The following is a 17,237-nucleotide window of genomic DNA, read 5'->3' on the forward strand; positions in this document are numbered from 1 at the left end:
GCTCGGGGGCTCGCTACTTCTTGTGCTGCCGTTCGAGACGTTTGATGAGCTTGTCGCGTTCCTTGCTCGGCGGGAATTCGCTCTTGGCCATCTCGATCGGGTCGAATTTCTCGCCGTGTTCGCGCTTCTGACGCTCGATCTCCGCCTTGGCGGCGCTGTCGGCGGCATCCTTCGCGTCCTTCGCATCGTCGGCCGCGGTGCGTGAGGCCAGGCGGACCGCTTCCGCGGAGTCGCCGACCGCCACGAAGGAGAGTACGAGCAGCAGGATCCGGTGGATGAATCCGAGCCAGATCAGGAGCGCGACGATACTTGCGATCGAGCCGAGCAGCGGGTTGCGTTCGATCGAGCCGAGCAGCAGTCCGATGATCTGCTTGAGCACGAAGAATCCGAAAGCGCAGGTCGCAGCTGCGGCGAGCACCTGACGACGACGGAGACGCAGGCCGCCGACGTAGCGGTAGAGCAGGAAGACGATGAGGGTGTCGAGAGCGAGTTGCGCGACGATACCGGCAATTGCTCCCATGAACCCGATTCCAAGCAGATCGAGGAAGGTGTTCGTGATCAGGATTCCGGCGCTTGAGGCAAGGACCAGGATGCCGATGCCGAACGCGCTCGCCAGGTCGATCAGCTTCAGCATCACGATGTTCTGCGGTGGCGCTTCAAGGCCGAAGATTGCCCGGAATCCCTCTCGGCAGGACGCGAGCCATGCGATCGCGGTCAGGAGCAGCGTCACCGCCGCAATCAGTCCGGCAACCCCGAGCAAACTCGACCCCATGAGAAGGTCGAGGTTGATCGCGCCCCCATCGCCCGGCGACATCGAGATCAGTCCAGGGATTGCGCTATCCACCGTGTCAACGACCTGCGAACGAAGGGAATCAGAATCCATCGGAATCCACGCGAACATTGCGAAGGCGACGAATAGTGCTGCAAAGAGCGAGTAGAACGCGGAGAGCGTCATCCCGCCACCGAGCAGTTCGCCCTTCTTCTGGCCGTAGTGCAGGAAGGCCCGGACTGGCCGCCATTCCATGACGCGAGCGATCAGGTCTTTCATGTGGAGATCTGCTTCCTCTTCGTGGCTCGTGCGCGGTTTCCGTGTCCTCCGAGTGTATTCGAGAGCGTGAAACCACCTATTGTGGAGGCATGACAGAACTCCACGGTGTTGGGGTCGGTCGCGGCATTGCAGCCGGTCCGGTCTTGACGATGCCCGAGCCCCTGCCGGCTCCAGGAAACGACAATCATTCAGGCGATGCAGCAGCAGAATTCGCGCGTGCATCAGAGGCGCTCACCGCTGTCGCGGCCGACCTCAACGCTCGCGCGGAGGCAGCCGGCGGCGAAGCCGAAGAGGTACTGCAGGCAAGTGCGCTCATGGCGCAGGACCCGGCAATCGCAGACGACGTCCGATCTCGGATCGACAACGGCTTGAACCCTGAGCGTGCCGTCGTCGACGCCTTCGCTGGCTTCAAAGAGACCCTGCTCGCAATCGGTGGATACATGGCTGAGCGGGCCACCGACCTCGACGACGTCGCCCAGCGAGTCGTCGCTCACCTTCGCGGAGTTGCAGCACCTGGCGTGCCGAAGAGCGACGTTCCGTTCATCCTGGCAGCGCGTGATCTCGCCCCGGCGGACACTGCGACGCTCGAACTCGACAAGGTGCTCGCACTCGTGACGCAGGACGGTGGGCCGACGAGCCACACCGCGATCCTCGCTCGCTCGAAGTCGATCACCGCAATCGTCGGTGTGAAAGACCTCCTCTCGACGGTGCACGACGGCGACACGGTCGTGGTCGATGCGAAGCTCGGATCCGTCGTCGTCGGCGCGGACGATGCAGCAGTGCAGACCGCAAACGACGAGGCAGCGGTTCGCCGTTCTGCAAGCGCTGCACCGATCACTCCCGGCGCGCTCGCCGACGGCACAGAGATCCCGTTGCTCGCAAACCTCGGAAGCCCGAAGGAGGCCGCGGACGCCGTGGCCCTCGGCGCAGAGGGTGTCGGGCTCTTCCGCACCGAGTTCTTGTTCCTCGACTCGAAAGAGGCTCCCTCAGTGGAGTCGCAGACGAAGTCGTACACCGACCTCCTTGCGGCGTTCCCCGGCAAAAAGGTCGTCGTCCGTCTGCTCGACGCAGGTGCCGACAAGCCGCTCTCCTTCTTGAGCGACGCGCACGAGGAGAACCCGGCGCTCGGGCTCCGAGGTATTCGTGCGTTGCGTGCGAGCGAACAGATTCTGCGGGATCAGCTCGAGGCGCTCGCCGCGGCTGAGGCTGCAACCGAAGCGGAACTCTGGGTCATGGCGCCCATGATCTCCGACTACGAAGAGACCGATTACTTCGTCTCCATCGGTCGCGAGTTCGGTTTGAAGGTCGTTGGCGCGATGGCTGAAGTGCCCTCGTGTGCGGTCGTCGCAGACCAGATTCTCGAGGTCGCAGACTTCGTATCGATCGGCACGAACGACCTCACGCAGTACACGCTCGCCGCCGACCGCATGCTCGGTTCCGTTGCGAACTTCCAGGACCCATGGCACCCCTCGGTGCTGCGCCTCATCAAGATCATTGGCGATGCGGGCAAGTCCGCGAACAAGCCCGTCGGAGTGTGCGGAGAAGCAGCAAGCGATCCCGCACTCGCAGTCGTGCTCGTCGGACTCGGTCTCACGAGCCTCAGCATGTCGCCGGCGGCGATCGCAGATGTCCGCGCAGAGCTGCTGACGGTCACGCTTGAACAGGCGCAGGATCGCGCTCGCCGTGCCCTGACCGCGAAGACCGCTGCAGACGCTCGCGCGGCTGCGCTCGACGCGTAAGCACACGACGAACGAAGGCCCGGATCAGAACGATCTGGGCCTTCGTTGTTGCAGTGCGGTGTACCGCAGCAGTGCGTCGCTGGTTCGCGCTACAGCGAAATGTCTTCCCACACGAACGTCGTGGTCTTGCCTGATTCCCAGTCCTGACGAAGCATTGCGTAGGCAACGGAGGCCAGCGGCTCGCCGTTCTCGACCGGCCAGCCTTGACGATAGTGCGCCTCTTTCAGGAAGCCGGATCGGAGGAACACTCGGCGCATCGCGATGTTATCTTCACGGGTCTGGCCTTCGAAACGGGTGATCGTCGGGTAGCGCCGGAAGGCTTCGTCGGTGACCGCCCGCAAGATCGCGGTGCCGAGCCCCTGTCCACGAACCGATTCGTCGAGACGGAGGTCGAACACGGGTGATCCCTCGGGCAGGTCTTCGAGGTCCTCGTAGAGCACGATCCCGATGGTGTTCGCGTTCGCGTCTTTGATCCAGAAGGTTTCTGCAACCGGGAGTACGAAATCGCCGTCCTTGATGCGCTCCTCGACCGACTCCCGTGACGGATTCGGCCGCATATGGAACGGAAAGTGGTTGCTCGTCAAAAAACCGACGAGCGCATCGTGCTCGTCGGGGAGTTGCAGTTCCTGCAGTGTGAATTGAGGCGTTGTCATTCGGCTCCTCTACTCAGCACGTCGAGGGCATACACGTAGCCGCGGATCCCGGCGCCGACAATGACCGCCTGCGCGATGTCGGAAATGTACGACTGGTGGCGGAATGCCTCGCGAGCGTGCACGTTCGAAATGTGCACCTCCACGACCGGGATCGAGACGCTCAAGAACGCGTCTCGAATCGCGATGGAGGTATGGGTGAATGCTCCGAGGTTCGCGATGATGCCATCGACGGACCCTCGGGCGTCATGAATACGGTTGATCAGCTCGCCCTCGACGTTCGACTGGAAGTGTTCCAGCCGAACGCCGGTGGCGGCAGCATGTTCTTCGAGCAGGGAGGCGACATCGTCGAGACCCTCACTGCCATACACCTCAGGCTGACGAGTACCGAGCAGGTTCAGGTTCGGCCCGTTCAAGACCAGGATGGTGCTCGCAGTCATGAGTGCTCGATCTACTTACGGCCCATGGTCATCGCGGCCTTGACCTCAGCGATGGCCTTCGTGACCTGGATGCCACGTGGGCACGCCTCGGTGCAGTTGAAGGTCGTGCGGCAGCGCCACACGCCCTCGCGGTCGTTCAGGATGTCGAGTCGAACTTCAGCAGCCTCGTCGCGCGAGTCGAAGATGAAGCGGTGCGCGTTCACGATCGCGGCGGGGCCGAAGTACTGGCCGTCCGTCCAGAAGACCGGGCAGGAGGTCGTGCAGGCGGCGCACAGAATGCACTTGGTGGTGTCGTCGAAGCGCTCACGCTCGGCAACGGTCTGGTGACGTTCCTTCTCTGGCTTGCCGGTGGCCTGCAAGAAGGGCTGAATCTCGCGGTAGGAGTCGAAGAACGGCTCCATGTCGACGATCAAGTCCTTCTCGAGCGGGAGACCCTTGATTGCCTCGACGTAAATGGGCTTCGAGATGTCGAGGTCCTTCACGAGCGTCTTGCACGCGAGGCGGTTGCGGCCGTTGATGCGCATGGCATCAGAGCCGCAAATACCGTGAGCGCAGGAGCGGCGGAACGTCAGCGAACCGTCTTGTTCCCACTTGATCTGGTGCAGTGCATCGAGGATTCGGTCCGTCGAGTACATCTGCACGTCGTAGTCGACCCAGCGCGGCTCGTCGTCGACTTCTGGGTCGAAGCGACGCACGATGATCGTGACGGGGAACGGCTTTGGGACTTCGATTTCCTCGACCACTTCGTCAGTGGTTTCGGCAACTTCTACGGTGCTCAAAAGACTCTCCTAGTACTTCCGAACCGTTGGCTGGTAGTTCGTCATGCGAACCGGCTTCCAGTCAAGGCGAATGTGGTCCTCTGGGTGGCTTGAGTGTGGGTCACCCGAGAGGTAGGCCATCGTGTGCTTCATGTAGTTCTCGTCGTCGCGGTCCGGGAAGTCGTCGCGCATGTGGCCGCCACGGCTTTCCTTCCGGTTTCGAGCGGAGACGACGAGCACCTCAGCGAGGTCGAGCAGGAATCCGAGCTCGATTGCCTCGAGCAGGTCGGTGTTGAACCGCTTGCCCTTGTCGTGGACGGCAACGTTGCGATAGCGCTCGCGCAGCGTCACGAGGACGTCGGCCGCTTCCTTGAGCGTGTCTTCCGTGCGGAAGACCTGCGCGCAACGGTCCATGGTCTCCTGCAGTTCTTTACGAATCAGGTAGACGCTCTCGGTGCCGTTCGATGCACGCAGCTCGTCGACCATCTGCATGACGGTGTTCGGTGCGTCGTCTGGCAGTGGTACGAAGTCGGCGTCCTTCGAGTAGCGAACGGCCGCGCGGCCGGCACGCTTTCCGAAGACGTTGATGTCGAGCAGCGAGTTCGTGCCGAGTCGGTTCGAGCCGTGCACTGAAACGCAGGCGCACTCGCCCGCGGCGTACAGGCCGGGAACGACCGTCTCGTTGTCGCTGAGGACTTCCGCGTCGTTGTTCGTCGGGATTCCACCCATGGCGTAGTGCGCGGTCGGGAAGACCGGAACGCGCTCGTGCACGGGGTCGACACCGAGATAGGTGCGAGCGAACTCCGTGATGTCCGGAAGCTTCGTCTCGAGGACTTCTGCGCCGAGGTGGGTGCAGTCGAGGTAGACGTAGTCCTTGTGCGGGCCCGCGCCACGACCGTCGAGTACTTCCTGCACCATCGAGCGAGCCACGATGTCACGAGGAGCGAGGTCCTTGATCGTCGGTGCGTATCGCTCCATGAAGCGTTCACCCGAAGCGTTTCGCAGGATCGCGCCCTCACCACGTGCACCCTCGGTCAAGAGAATGCCGAGGCCGGCGAGGCCGGTCGGGTGGAACTGGTAGAACTCCATGTCTTCGAGCGGAAGACCCTTGCGCCATACGATGCCGACGCCATCGCCCGTGAGCGTGTGTGCGTTGGAGGTGGTCTTGAAGATCTTGCCGAATCCACCCGTTGCGAAGATGACCGACTTCGCCTGGAAGACGTGAATGTCACCCGTTGCGAGTTCGAATGCGACGACTCCGGCAACGCGCTGCTTGCCGTCGACCTCGGTCATGACGAGGTCGAGTGCGTAGAACTCGTTGAAGAAGTTCACGCCGTGCTTGACGCAGTTTTGGTACAGCGTCTGCAAGATCATGTGACCGGTGCGGTCGGCCGCGTAGCAGGCCCGACGAACTGGCGCCTTGCCGTGATCACGCGTGTGCCCACCGAAACGACGCTGGTCGATCTTGCCCTCGGGCGTGCGGTTGAACGGGAGCCCCATGTTCTCCAGGTCGAGCACCGCTTCGATCGCCTCTTTCGCGAGGATCTCTGCGGAGTCCTGGTCAACGAGGTAGTCGCCACCCTTGACGGTGTCGTAGGTGTGCCATTCCCAGTTGTCGTCTTCGACGTTCGCGAGCGCTGCCGCCATGCCGCCCTGCGCAGCACCCGTGTGAGAGCGCGTCGGGTACAACTTCGTGATGACCGCAGTGTTCGCGTTCGGGCCAGCTTCGATCGCGGCGCGCATGCCGGCTCCACCGGCACCAACGATCACGACATCGAACTGGTGGTAGTGCACGCTGTTGCGAGTGCTTGGGGCGTCAGTCATTCGTTCCTCGAGGACTTAAAGGGTTTCGCAGAAGCTCGGCAGAAGCGAAGCGTCAGCGCCGACCGGGCAAGGGTCGAATGTGAAGGTGATGAGCGTGCCAAGAATGATCAGCAGTGCCGCGCTGATCCCAATTGCCCAGACGAGGGCCTTGCGCATGCGAGGTCCGCGAACGTAGTCGTTGACGACCGTGCGCATTCCGTTCGAACCGTGGATCAGGGCCAACCACAGCATCAGGACGTCCCACCACTGCCAGAACGGGTTCGCGAGCTTTCCGCCGACGAAACCGAAGTCGATTGCGTGGATTCCGCCCGGTGTCCAGATGAGGTTGTAGGCGAGGTGGCCGAAGATCAGCACGATCAGGATCGAGCCCGAGCCGCGCATGAAGAGCCAGCTGGCTTTCTCGAGGTTCGGTCCGCGGCGCTTGGACGAGCGCGCCGGGTAGGCGTACGGAGTGTTTGGGGATTCGATAGTCGTCGTCATTAGTGCATTCCAAACACATTCATGAGGTGACGAGGCGTGAAGCCGAGCATCACGACGACCCAGAGTCCGAGGACCACCCAGAACAGCAGGCGCTGGTGCTTCGTTGCTGCAGGCCATGCATCGACTGCGATGATCCGGAGTCCGTTGAGAGCGTGGAACGCGACCGCGCCGACAAGCGCAACCTCGCCAACACCCATGACCGGGTTTTTATAGGTTTCGATTACGACGTTGTACGCCTCAGGGCTCACGCGGATGAGTGCGGTGTCCAACACGTGGACGAGCAAGAAGAAGTAGATCGCAATGCCGGTGATTCGGTGGAGTACCCACGACCACATGCCTTCGTTCCCGCGGTACAGAGTGCCGGCGATGGCGCTCTTCTTCCGCTTGGAAGGTTTTGGATCGGGGAGGGTGACGCTACGGGCCGGTGCAGACACGTGCATCCCTCCTTACGTTCGATTGGCGAGATATATCGGTCCAGTCTATGCCCACGCCCAGCGTCCAAGCCCTCGAAACGGGGGTCAGGCTTCCATCAGGCGGGAACGGAGGAAATTTGCCGTGTCGAGCGTTCGTCGAGCACCGCTGCGTAGTGCTCGAGGAGTTCGCCAGCGACGACGTCCCAGGAGCGCTGGAGGACAGCACGACGTCCCGCTTCTCCCATTCGGGCGCGGAGCTCCCGCGAGCGCACGAGAGCGCTCACCGAGGCGGTGAGGCTTCGCAGGGTGTTCGGGTCGTAGAGGAAGCCGGTGATCCCATGCGTGACGAGATCGAGCGGTCCGCCCTTCGCAGGCGCGATCACGGGAAGCCCGCTCGCCGCAGCTTCCTGGAGCGTTTGGCCGAACGTCTCCTCTTCACCCGTGTGCACGAACACGTCGAACGATGCGTAGGCGGTGCTGAGCTCGTCACCTTCTAATGCGCCGAGCCACAGGGGGTCCAGTTTCTTCAGCGACTGTTGCAGAGAGGGCCGTGCTGGGCCGTCGCCGACGATGACCACCTTGATGTTCTTGATCCCCTCGAGCAGCGCGAGGTTGTGCAGGCTCTTTTCCGGCGCAAGCCGCCCGACATAGCCGACGACCACCGTGCCCGTCGGCGCGGCCGCACTTCTGAGCGCCGCGGTCCGGTCCTGGAATTTACGATCGGGATGAAACGCTCCGAGGTCGACGCCACGTCGCCACAGATGAGTGCGTTGGACTCCCGCGGTGGCGAGGTCTTCGAGCGCAGCGCTCGAAGGCGCGAGCGTGCGATCTGCTCCGTTATGAATACTGCGAAGGAGCGCCCAGACCGCAGGTTTCGCGAGCCCGAGGTGATTGCGCTGCGCGTAGGCGGCGACGTCGGTCTGGTAGATCGCCACACTCGGGATGCCGAGTCGCTTCGCAACGGAGATGGCGTTCGCGCCGAGCAGGAATGGGCTCGCAACGTGCACGATGTCCGGTTGGAATCGCTGCAACAGCGACTGCACGGCCTGATTCGGGAGCCCGACCGGGAAATCACGGTACGAAAATGACGGCACCTCATAGACGGGAGCGCCGCGGTACTGCATCGGGGCGCCGCAGCGCGGGGTGATGACGATGGCCTCAATGCCGCGATCGATGAGGTGATCGAGGACCCGGCAGACCGAAGTCGTGACTCCATTGAGTGTTGGAAGAAAGCTTTCCGTCACGATCGCGACGCGTTCAAGAGTGGTCACACTTCACTGTAGAAAGCGCCGCGCGCGAGCGATCAAGCACCGCGTGAACTCCAGATGAACTCGGCAGGGGTGTCTGAGCCCGTGCGGAGACTGGAACTCGTTAGGGTTTTGGCATGGCTCCAACTCTTCCTGACTTTTACGGCATCATTCCGGCCGGGGGAGTCGGCTCCAGGCTTTGGCCGCTCTCTCGAGCCGACGCTCCGAAGTTCCTGCACGATCTGACGGGTTCGGGCCAGACCCTGCTGCGCCAGACCTTCGAACGGCTCGTGCCGCTCACGGGTGAGCAACGGGTCATGGTCGTCACGGGGCGGGCGCATCGCGCTGCCGTTGAAGGGCAGATTCCCGAGTTGCGCGACGAGAACATCGTGCTCGAGGCAGATCCGCGTGACTCCACGGTCGCGATCGCGCTCGCAGCAGCGGTGCTGGTGCGCAGGAATCCCGATGTCATCATCGGATCATTCGCCGCCGATCATGTGATCCACAATGAGGCGAAGTTCCGCGCTGCGATCCGTGAGGCGGTGGCTGCCGCTCGAGCTGGGTTCATCGCGACCGTCGGGATCGAGCCCACGGAGCCCGCGATCGGGTTCGGCTACATCCACTGCGGTGAGACTGCCGAGATCGACGATGCCCCGAGCGCCAGAAAAGTCGTCGAGTTCGTCGAGAAGCCCAGCCTCGACGTTGCAGAGCGATACCTCGCCTCTGGTTCCTTCATGTGGAACGCCGGCATGTTCATCTCGCGAGCCGACGTGTTGCTCGCTGAGCTGACGAAGCATGAACCGGAACTCGCTGCGAGCATTGCGCAGCTCGCAGACGTTTGGGATTCACCCACGCAGCGCGGTCCGGCTGTCGATCGGATCTGGCCGACGCTAAAGAAGATCGCGATCGACTATTCGGTCGCGGAGCACGCTGCGGCTTCGGGTTCGCTCGTTGTCGTACCCGGAGCGTTCGACTGGGACGACGTGGGTGATTTCGGTGCGATCGCGAAGCTGCAGAACGGCGGCAAAGGCGGGCTCGCAATTCTCGGTGAAGGTGCAACGATCCTCGCCGACAATTCGAGTGGAGTCGTGGTGTCGCAATCGAAGCGCATCATCTCGCTCGTCGGAGTGCAAGACATCGTGGTCGTCGATACCCCGGATGCGCTTCTGGTCACGACGACTGCCAACGCTCAACGGGTGAAGCAGGTGGTGGACGCGATCCGGCTCTCGGGGAATACCGAGGTCCTGTAGCCGGCTGCACAGCGTCGCGAATCGTCGGGCGAGCCGGTGGTACCCCGTGAGGTCCAGCGAGAAGAATTCCACGGCAGGGCACGAGTTCCCTGTACTTTTGGTTCCGTATCCCTGTCACAACGGTGTTTCTTCCTCCCTAGGAGCCTTCATGTCTCGACGGATCTTCGCGCCCGCGGTTGCCACCGGCACCGCATTGCTCCTCCTTGCCGGGTGCGCCAGCGCACCGGAAGAGGGTGGAGACGCCTCGGGCGGCAGTGAGTTCTGCGCTCAGATGGTCACGAACTCCGGCGGCCTCAACGACCGTTCCTTCAACGAGACGAGCTGGGCGGGCATGGAGCGTGCCGCCGAAGAGCTCGACATCGAAGCCAACGTGTTGGTGTCGACTTCCTCGAGCGATCTCGCACCGAATGTCGAGGCTGCCGCCGAGACCGGGTGCACCTTCGTGTTGACGGTCGGCTACGAGCTCGCGGCCCCGACCGAAGAATTCGCCGCATCGTCCCCGGAGATCGACTTCGTGATCGTCGACGAGGTCGTGGAGGGTGAGAACATCACGCCGATCGTCTTCAACACCGCCGAGGCGGCTTTCCTCGCCGGCTACCTCGCTGCCGGAGTCACTGAAACCGGCACCGTCGCAACGTTCGGCGGTGGCAATCAGCCCCCGGTCACCCTGTTCATGGACGGTTTCTCGCACGGGATCGATGCCTACAACGAGGCGCACGGCGCCTCGGTCGAGCTGCTCGGCTGGGACGTCGAGGCGCAAGACGGCACCTTCACGGGCGACTTCGAGAACATCCAGCTCGGACAGACGCAGACGCAGGCATTCATCGACCAGGGCGCAGACGTGATCCTCCCTGTTGCGGGTCAGGTCGGTGAGGGCGCGTTCACCGCATCGATCTCGAGCGGCAGCGAGGCGCTCGTGATCTGGGTCGACAACGATGGCTATGAGACGCTCCCGGCAGAGTATCGACCACTCGTGCTCACGAGCGTGTTGAAGAACACCGGGGACTTCGTCTTCGATGCGATCGAGCGCAGCATGAACGACGAACTCAAGAACGAGCCCATCGTCGGGACGCTCGCGAACGGGGGAGTGGCGATTGCGCCGTTCCACGATCAGGCTGATCGGGTTCCCGCCGAGCTCTCGGAGGAGATCGAGGCGCTCAAGCAGCAGATCATCGATGGCGAAATCACGATTGAGTCGCCAAGCGCTCCGTAATGATCGAAATGTGCGCTCGAACGCACAATAATTTCGTGCAGTTGTCGGGTTTGCAACGATTGAGTTGCGAGACGAGCAACGGCCGGATGTTGGGCCTTCCGCGTCGGTAGGCTCATCCCATATTGCGCCAATCCTGGCGCGCTCTCATCTTTTGGAGGAACCTCGGTGACGACCATCACTCGAAAGGCCGTTTTGGGCGGCCTGGCCACGCTGAGCGCGGTAGTTCTGCTTGCAGGTTGTGCTTCGGCGCCTGAAGACACGGACACGAACGAAACCGGCGCTGCCGGTGGCGAAACGACAAGCGACTTCCTGCCCTGCATCGTCTCTGACGAGGGTGGATTCGACGACAAGTCCTTCAACCAGCTCAGCTGGGAAGGCCTCGAGGCCGGCGCAGCAGAGGTCGGCGTTGAGACCAAGCGCGTCGAGTCGATGTCAGAAACCGACTACCCGAACAACATCGACAACCTGCTGAACGAGAACTGCTCGCTCATCATCGGTGTCGGCTACAAGCTGATCCCGGCAATCGACGAGGCTGCCGCAGCGAACCCAGACGTGAACTTCGCGCTCATCGACGGTGAGAGCGATCTCGAGAACGTCAAGCCGATCATCTACGACACCTCGGAGTCGGCATTCCTCGCAGGCTACGCAGCTGCGAGCTACTCGACCACCGGAAAGGTTGCGACCTGGGGCGGAATCAACATCCCGACCGTCACGATCTTCATGGACGGTTTCGCAAAGGGTGTTGAGTACCACAACTCCGAAAAGGGCACCGACGTTGAGGTCCTCGGATGGGACGTTGAAGCTCAGAACGGTTCCGAGGTCGGAAACTTCGCCGCGGGAACGCAGGCAAAGGCGCTCGCCGAGACCTTCATCGGTCAGGGTGCAGACGTGCTCTTCCCCGTCGGTGGACCGATCTACGAAAGCGCCGGCGAAGCAATCCGCGACGCAGAAGCTGCAAACGCTGACACGAACATCGTGCTCGTCGGTGTTGACGCTGACCTCTACGAGTCGGACCCACGATTCGCCGACCTCTACCTGACCTCGGCCCTCAAGGACCTCAAGGTCAGCACGCAGGAAATCGTCGTTGACGCGTTCAACGGTGAATTCTCGGGCGACTCGTACGTCGGAACGCTGGAGAACGATGGTGTTGGCATCGCTGACTTCCACGACTTCGCAGACTCGGTCGACCCAGCGCTCGCTGACGAACTCGAGACGATCCGCACCGCGATCATCGCAGGCGACATCGACGCAAGCTCGGTGAGCTCACCGAAATAATTCGGTACAGCATCATGAGTGTGGGGGCCAGAAACCTGGCCCCCACACTTGTTTTCCTTTCGAGCGAGCTGATCCAATTGATTCAGCAACTCGTTCCCACGGCCAGACGGCGATCCTGTCTGCCATTCGAAAGCGCCCACCGCCTTCGAACTCAATCCGTGAATAAGGTGTCCCTATGACTCTTGAGCTCAGAGGCATTACGAAGCGATTCGGTGCCCTCACCGCGAACGACCACATCGATCTCGTGGTCAACGCCGGTGAAATCCACTGCCTGCTCGGCGAAAATGGTGCCGGCAAGTCGACCCTCATGAATGTGCTGTACGGCCTGTACCAGGCTGAAGAGGGCGACATTCTGATCGATGACAAGGTCCAAAAATTTGCAGGACCCGGCGACGCGATGCGCGCCGGTATCGGCATGGTGCACCAGCACTTCATGCTCATCCCCGTCTTTACCGTCGCCGAGAACGTCATGCTCGGCCACGAGAAGCGCATCGGCGGAATTCAGGGTGCTCGCGCAAAGGTGCGCGAGATTTCCGAACGCTTCGGGTTTCACATCGACCCTGATGCGCTGATCGAAGACCTGCCCGTTGGTGTGCAGCAGCGCGTCGAGATCATCAAGGCGCTCTCGCAAGACGCGCGCGTGCTCGTGTTCGACGAGCCGACGGCAGTCCTGACGCCGCAAGAGACCGACGAGCTCATGGAGGTGATGCAGCAGCTCCGCAAGGAGGGCACTGCGATCGTCTTCATCACGCACAAGCTTCGTGAAGTTCGTGCTGTCGCTGACCGTATTACGGTCATCCGCCTCGGCAAGGTCGTCGGCGAGGCCTCGCCGACTGCGACCAAGGAAGAGCTCGCCTCGCTCATGGTCGGCCGCGCGGTCGACCTCACGGTCCAGAAGAGCGCACCGGTCATCACCGACAACTCGCTCGTCATCTCTGGGCTCACCGTGCTCGATCGCCTCGGACAGAAGGTCGTCAACGACGTCGACCTCACGGTTCGCGGCGGTGAAGTCGTGTGTATCGCAGGGGTGCAGGGCAACGGTCAGACCGAGTTGAGCGAAGCGATTCTCGGAATGCAGCCAAAGGCACGCGGGTCGATCAAGCTCGGTGATCGCGAGATCCTCGGGCTCAGTGTTCGAGAGGTGCTCGACTCGGGCCTCGGCTTCGTACCGGAGGACCGCAAGGTCGATGGGCTCGTCGGTGAGTACACGATCGCGGAGAACCTCATGCTCGACCGCTATCAGGGTGCGCCGTTCATTCGTCGTGCCGCGATCGACACCGTGGCACGCGACGAGTTCGCCGAGGAGAACCTCAAGAACTTCGATATTCGTGCGCAGGGCATCACTACTCCTGTGGGTCGTCTCTCCGGCGGAAACCAGCAGAAAGTCGTGCTGGCACGTGAACTCGGACGGAAGCTCGCGCTCTTCGTCGCCTCGCAGCCGACGCGCGGTCTCGACGTCGGCTCGATCGAATTCGTGCACAGTCAGATCATCGCGACTCGCGACGCCGGAATACCGGTGATCGTGGTCTCGACCGAACTCGACGAAGTTGTTGGTCTCGCAGACCGGATCGCCGTGATGTATCGCGGTGGAATTGTTGGAATTGTTGATGCGGATACCGATCGGGACGTCCTCGGCCTCATGATGGCCGGCGAAACCCCTGCTGGGAGCGCCGCCGCATGAGTGAAGGACCAAGGGACGTGAACCCACAGGACCAGGACGAACCGGTCGAGCCAGCCGCGAAGCGGCCAGCGAGCGCCACCGGAGCGCCGTCGGCAAATCAGGAGCACGCCCCCGTGCATGTTCCCGACTCCGTCGACGTTGCTGTTGTCGCGCCGCCGAAGAAGGACGAAGAGCAGGCCGAAGCCGAAGAAGCAAAGGAAGCCAGCGGTGATCGTTGGAACAACGCGCTTCGTGACGTCGTCTCCGGCAATGCACTGATCTCGGTGCTCGCGGTCGTTGTCTCACTCGCGATCGGTGGAATCCTCATCGCGGTCACGGACAGCGATGTCGCTCGGACCGCGACCTACTTCTTCGCCCGCCCCGGTGATTTCTTCGGCGCCATCGGAGCCGCAGTCGGTGGAGCGTACTGGGCGCTGTTCCAGGGTTCGATCCTGAACTTCAGCCGCTCCGAGAACTTCTTCGCGTTCGTTCGCCCGATCACCGAGACGCTGCACTTCGCAGCGCCGCTCATCGTTGCCGGACTCGGTGTCGCGCTCGCGTTCCGTGTTGGCATGTTCAACATCGGTGGACGAGGCCAGATGCTCGTCGCAGCCGCTGCTGCCGGTTGGGTTTCGTTCGGATTCTCCATGCCACCGGTCATCCACATGCTGGTTGCGCTCGCCGCAGGTATTTTGGCCGGTGCGATCTGGGGTGGAATCGCCGGCATGCTGAAGGCCCGCACGGGTGCGCACGAGGTCATCGTGACGATCATGCTGAACTTCGTGGCGCTCTATCTCGTCTCCTGGTTGATTGGTCCTTCCGGATTGCTGCGCAACCCTGACAGCAACAACCCGGTGACGCCCGCAACGCCAGAGTCAGCGCAGATGCCCTCGCTCATCGGAGTTCCAACCTGGCTATTCGGTGGCGAGGCGAATGCTCCCGAATGGGCGACCACCTTCAACACCAACGTGGCCGCGTACAACCTCACCTGGGCGCTCGTCATCGCAGTGGTCGCCGTCATCTTCTGCCAGTGGCTGCTGGAGAAGTCGAGCCTTGGCTTCCAGTTCAAGGCGGTCGGGTTCAACCAGAACGCGGCGCTCAACGCCGGTATGAACGTGAAGAACCTGATCTTCCTGGCGTTCCTGTTCGCTGGTGGATTCATGGGAATCGCCGGTTCGATGCAGGTGCAGTCAACCCTTACGACCGGATTCTCGCGGGGAATCGACGCCGGTATCGGCTTCGACGCGATCACGGTCGCGCTCCTCGGTCGCTCGACGCCGTGGGGAACCCTCGTTGCCGGAATCCTCTTCGGGGCATTCAAGGCCGGTGGATTCCGCATGCAGGCTTCTGAGCAGATCCCGAACGACATCGTGCTCGTGGTGCAGTCACTCATCGTGCTCTTCATCGCAGCGCCGCCGCTGATTCGCGCGCTCTTCGGACTCCCGAAGCCGCGCGCACGGAAGGGAGCATAGTCATGACGACCACTGCTCAACCAAGCGCTGAAGTAGTTCAGCTCGATCGTGCGCTCGTCAAGAACTGGAAGGCGCCGATCTCGTTCGGTGCGATCGCTCTTGTCGCACTCGTCATGTTCGTGGTCTTTGCGCGGGAAGGCATCACCACGCTGACCCTCTCCGGCCGCAACGACTTCATCCAGTTGCCCTCGCTCTCGATGCAGGTCGTGCTGACCGGCATCATCGTCACGGTGCTGCTGATCGGTCTCGCGGTCGTCTCGCTGCTGCGCACGATGCGCGGAATGAAAACGCCGCTGTGGGTCACGATCCCGTTCGGCGTCCTGTTCGTGCTCGGGTTCTTGACCTGGGCGGGTGCCGACAAGACGATCCCGATTCCCGGGCTGATCGTCAGCACCGTGATCCTGAGCACGCCACTCATCTTCGGCGCCCTCGGAGGCGTGATCTCCGAGCGTGCCGGTGTCGTGAACGTTGCGATCGAAGGCCAGCTCCTCGCAGGCGCGTTCTGCTCGGCGCTCGTTGCAACCGTGACGGGGTCCTCGATCATCGGGTTGTTCGCGGCGATGGCGGCCGGTGTGCTGGTCTCCTTCGTGCTCGCGGCCTTTGCGATCAAGTACCTCGTTGAACAGGTGATCGTCGGTGTTGTCCTCAACGTGCTCGTGCAGGGCCTCACGACCTTCTTCTTCTCGACGATCATGACCGCGAACCCGGAGGCGCTGAACGCTCCTGAGCGGTTCTCGCGAATTCGGATTCCACTCCTGGCCGACATGCCGATCCTCGGACCGGTGCTGTTCCACCAGCCGATCATCGTGTACCTCATGTACATTGCTGTCGCAGTCGTCACCTACTGCCTGTTCCGCACGACCTGGGGCCTGCGCCTCCGAGCTGCCGGTGAGCACCCGCTCGCTGCCGACACCGTCGGAATTCGTGTCAACCGTCTCCGGTTCTGGAACGTCTCCCTCGCGGGAGCGGTCGCTGGTCTCGGCGGCGCCTACTTCACCCTCGGCTCGAACGGCGCGTTCTCGAAAGAGATGACCGCCGGACTCGGCTTTATCGCGCTCGCCGCCGTGATCTTCGGTCAGTGGCACCCGGTGAAGGCGACGCTCGCAGCGCTGCTGTTCGGCTTCGCTTCGAGCCTGGAGAACACACTCAGTGCGATTGGTTCGCCGGTCCCGAGTGACTTCCTGAAGATGCTGCCCTACGTCGTGACGATCCTTGCGGTCTCTGGGTTCATCGGTCAATCGAGAGCCCCGGCGGCCAGCGGAAAGCCGTACATCAAATCATGACGATCGACTGGAATGATCTTCGCGAACGTGCCATCGAAGCGGCAACGCACGCATATGTTCCGTATTCGAAGTTCCCTGTCGGTGTTGCTGCGGTCGTTGATGACGGCCGCATCATCACCGGAGCGAACGTCGAGAACGCGAGCTACGGCCTGACCCTGTGCGCAGAGTGCGCGCTCGTGTCGTCCCTGCACATGACCGGGGGTGGCCGACTGACCGCCTTCACGTGTGTCGACGGCAACGGCGAGGCGCTCATGCCGTGCGGTCGGTGCAGGCAGCTCCTCTTCGAGCACTCCGCACCGGGCATGCTGCTTGCGACGGTCTCGGGGATCAAGACGATCGACGAGGTCCTGCCAGACGCGTTCGGTCCGCGAACGCTCGCGGCGTACCACGATTCCTGAAGTAAACCTCTCACGCTTGACCTTTTCGAGCGGCGGGCACTGCACAGTGCCCGCCGCTTTGACCTGCTCGGAGTTCGAGCACTGACG

General features: G+C 62.4%; 16 protein-coding genes. 8 read left to right on the forward strand and 8 right to left on the reverse strand.

Going from position 1 to position 17,237, the window contains the following annotated elements; translation table 11 throughout:
• Positions 1-13 precede the first annotated feature (13 nt).
• A complete protein-coding gene (locus U2H20_RS10935) occupies positions 14-1,048 on the reverse strand; it encodes a YihY/virulence factor BrkB family protein (RefSeq protein WP_430592309.1) in 1,035 nt (344 codons plus the stop codon).
• Between the two features lie 89 nt (positions 1,049-1,137).
• Between U2H20_RS10935 and ptsP the strand changes: the two genes are divergently transcribed.
• Positions 1,138-2,787: a phosphoenolpyruvate--protein phosphotransferase gene (gene ptsP / locus U2H20_RS10940; protein WP_430592310.1), complete on the forward strand. Its 1,650-nt coding sequence runs from the start codon at positions 1,138-1,140 to the stop codon at positions 2,785-2,787.
• 89 nt (positions 2,788-2,876) lie between these two features.
• Here the strand turns inward: ptsP and U2H20_RS10945 are convergent, their stop codons facing one another.
• The 7 genes from U2H20_RS10945 to U2H20_RS10975 all read right to left on the reverse strand — a co-directional run bounded on the left by U2H20_RS10945 (position 2,877) and on the right by U2H20_RS10975 (position 8,623).
• Positions 2,877-3,440, reverse strand: a complete 564-nt coding sequence (locus U2H20_RS10945; RefSeq protein WP_430592311.1) for a GNAT family N-acetyltransferase — start codon at positions 3,438-3,440, stop codon at positions 2,877-2,879.
• A complete protein-coding gene (gene aroQ / locus U2H20_RS10950; RefSeq protein WP_430592312.1) occupies positions 3,437-3,877 on the reverse strand; it encodes a type II 3-dehydroquinate dehydratase in 441 nt (146 codons plus the stop codon). Before aroQ ends, U2H20_RS10945 begins: the two co-directional genes overlap by 4 nt.
• Before the next feature lie 11 nt (positions 3,878-3,888).
• Positions 3,889-4,620, reverse strand: coding sequence for a succinate dehydrogenase iron-sulfur subunit (locus U2H20_RS10955; protein WP_430593636.1), 732 nt, complete (start codon positions 4,618-4,620; stop codon positions 3,889-3,891).
• Positions 4,621-4,665: 45 nt separating this feature from the next.
• Positions 4,666-6,459: a succinate dehydrogenase flavoprotein subunit gene (gene sdhA, locus U2H20_RS10960; protein WP_430592313.1), complete on the reverse strand. Its 1,794-nt coding sequence runs from the start codon at positions 6,457-6,459 to the stop codon at positions 4,666-4,668.
• 15 nt (positions 6,460-6,474) lie between these two features.
• The gene (locus U2H20_RS10965; protein WP_430592314.1) at positions 6,475-6,939 is read right to left on the reverse strand and encodes a succinate dehydrogenase hydrophobic membrane anchor subunit; all 465 of its coding nucleotides are present in this window, start codon (positions 6,937-6,939) and stop codon (positions 6,475-6,477) included.
• Positions 6,939-7,373, reverse strand: a complete 435-nt coding sequence (gene sdhC / locus U2H20_RS10970; RefSeq protein ID WP_430592315.1) for a succinate dehydrogenase, cytochrome b556 subunit — start codon at positions 7,371-7,373, stop codon at positions 6,939-6,941. Before sdhC ends, U2H20_RS10965 begins: the two co-directional genes overlap by 1 nt.
• Positions 7,374-7,468: 95 nt before the next feature.
• Positions 7,469-8,623 carry a glycosyltransferase family 4 protein gene (locus U2H20_RS10975; protein ID WP_430592316.1) on the reverse strand — a complete coding sequence of 385 codons (1,155 nt, stop codon included), beginning with the start codon at positions 8,621-8,623 and terminating at the stop codon, positions 7,469-7,471.
• A gap of 113 nt (positions 8,624-8,736) precedes the next feature.
• Between U2H20_RS10975 and U2H20_RS10980 the strand changes: the two genes are divergently transcribed.
• The 7 genes from U2H20_RS10980 to U2H20_RS11010 all read left to right on the forward strand — a co-directional run bounded on the left by U2H20_RS10980 (position 8,737) and on the right by U2H20_RS11010 (position 17,150).
• Positions 8,737-9,849: a mannose-1-phosphate guanylyltransferase gene (locus U2H20_RS10980; RefSeq protein WP_430592317.1), complete on the forward strand. Its 1,113-nt coding sequence runs from the start codon at positions 8,737-8,739 to the stop codon at positions 9,847-9,849.
• 148 nt (positions 9,850-9,997) lie between these two features.
• Positions 9,998-11,062, forward strand: a complete 1,065-nt coding sequence (locus tag U2H20_RS10985) for a BMP family lipoprotein (protein ID WP_430592318.1) — start codon at positions 9,998-10,000, stop codon at positions 11,060-11,062.
• A 165-nt stretch (positions 11,063-11,227) separates the two neighbouring features.
• A complete protein-coding gene (locus U2H20_RS10990; RefSeq protein WP_430592319.1) occupies positions 11,228-12,337 on the forward strand; it encodes a BMP family lipoprotein in 1,110 nt (369 codons plus the stop codon).
• A 175-nt stretch (positions 12,338-12,512) separates the two neighbouring features.
• On the forward strand, positions 12,513-14,018 hold the full coding sequence (locus U2H20_RS10995) for an ABC transporter ATP-binding protein (RefSeq protein WP_430592320.1): 1,506 nt from the start codon (positions 12,513-12,515) through the stop codon (positions 14,016-14,018).
• Entirely contained in the window at positions 14,015-15,469 is a 1,455-nt protein-coding gene (locus U2H20_RS11000) for an ABC transporter permease (RefSeq protein ID WP_430592321.1), read from the forward strand. Before U2H20_RS10995 ends, U2H20_RS11000 begins: the two co-directional genes overlap by 4 nt.
• 2 nt (positions 15,470-15,471) lie before the next feature.
• On the forward strand, positions 15,472-16,752 hold the full coding sequence (locus U2H20_RS11005) for an ABC transporter permease (protein ID WP_430592322.1): 1,281 nt from the start codon (positions 15,472-15,474) through the stop codon (positions 16,750-16,752).
• Positions 16,749-17,150 (forward strand): cytidine deaminase, encoded by a 402-nt coding sequence (locus U2H20_RS11010; RefSeq protein ID WP_430592323.1) that lies wholly within the window; start codon positions 16,749-16,751, stop codon positions 17,148-17,150. Before U2H20_RS11005 ends, U2H20_RS11010 begins: the two co-directional genes overlap by 4 nt.
• Positions 17,151-17,237 lie beyond the last annotated feature (87 nt).

Origin of the sequence: Humidisolicoccus flavus, assembly GCF_045689595.1 — a bacterium.
Lineage (GTDB): Bacteria > Actinomycetota > Actinomycetes > Actinomycetales > Microbacteriaceae > Humidisolicoccus > Humidisolicoccus flavus.

Bases quoted from the DNA above. Each gene is read 5' to 3' on its own strand.
- aroQ (WP_430592312.1), bottom strand. From the start codon at position 3,877: ATGACTGCGAGCACCATCCTGGTCTTGAACGGGCCGAACCTGAACCTG.
- U2H20_RS11005 (WP_430592322.1), top strand. From the start codon at position 15,472: ATGACGACCACTGCTCAACCAAGCGCTGAAGTAGTTCAGCTCGATCGT.
- U2H20_RS10995 (WP_430592320.1), top strand. From the start codon at position 12,513: ATGACTCTTGAGCTCAGAGGCATTACGAAGCGATTCGGTGCCCTCACC.
- U2H20_RS11010 (WP_430592323.1), top strand. From the start codon at position 16,749: ATGACGATCGACTGGAATGATCTTCGCGAACGTGCCATCGAAGCGGCA.
- sdhA (WP_430592313.1), bottom strand. From the start codon at position 6,459: ATGACTGACGCCCCAAGCACTCGCAACAGCGTGCACTACCACCAGTTC.
- U2H20_RS10965 (WP_430592314.1), bottom strand. From the start codon at position 6,939: ATGACGACGACTATCGAATCCCCAAACACTCCGTACGCCTACCCGGCG.
- U2H20_RS10985 (WP_430592318.1), top strand. From the start codon at position 9,998: ATGTCTCGACGGATCTTCGCGCCCGCGGTTGCCACCGGCACCGCATTG.
- ptsP (WP_430592310.1), top strand. From the start codon at position 1,138: ATGACAGAACTCCACGGTGTTGGGGTCGGTCGCGGCATTGCAGCCGGT.
- U2H20_RS10945 (WP_430592311.1), bottom strand. From the start codon at position 3,440: ATGACAACGCCTCAATTCACACTGCAGGAACTGCAACTCCCCGACGAG.
- U2H20_RS10980 (WP_430592317.1), top strand. From the start codon at position 8,737: ATGGCTCCAACTCTTCCTGACTTTTACGGCATCATTCCGGCCGGGGGA.
- U2H20_RS10935 (WP_430592309.1), bottom strand. From the start codon at position 1,048: ATGAAAGACCTGATCGCTCGCGTCATGGAATGGCGGCCAGTCCGGGCC.
- U2H20_RS11000 (WP_430592321.1), top strand. From the start codon at position 14,015: ATGAGTGAAGGACCAAGGGACGTGAACCCACAGGACCAGGACGAACCG.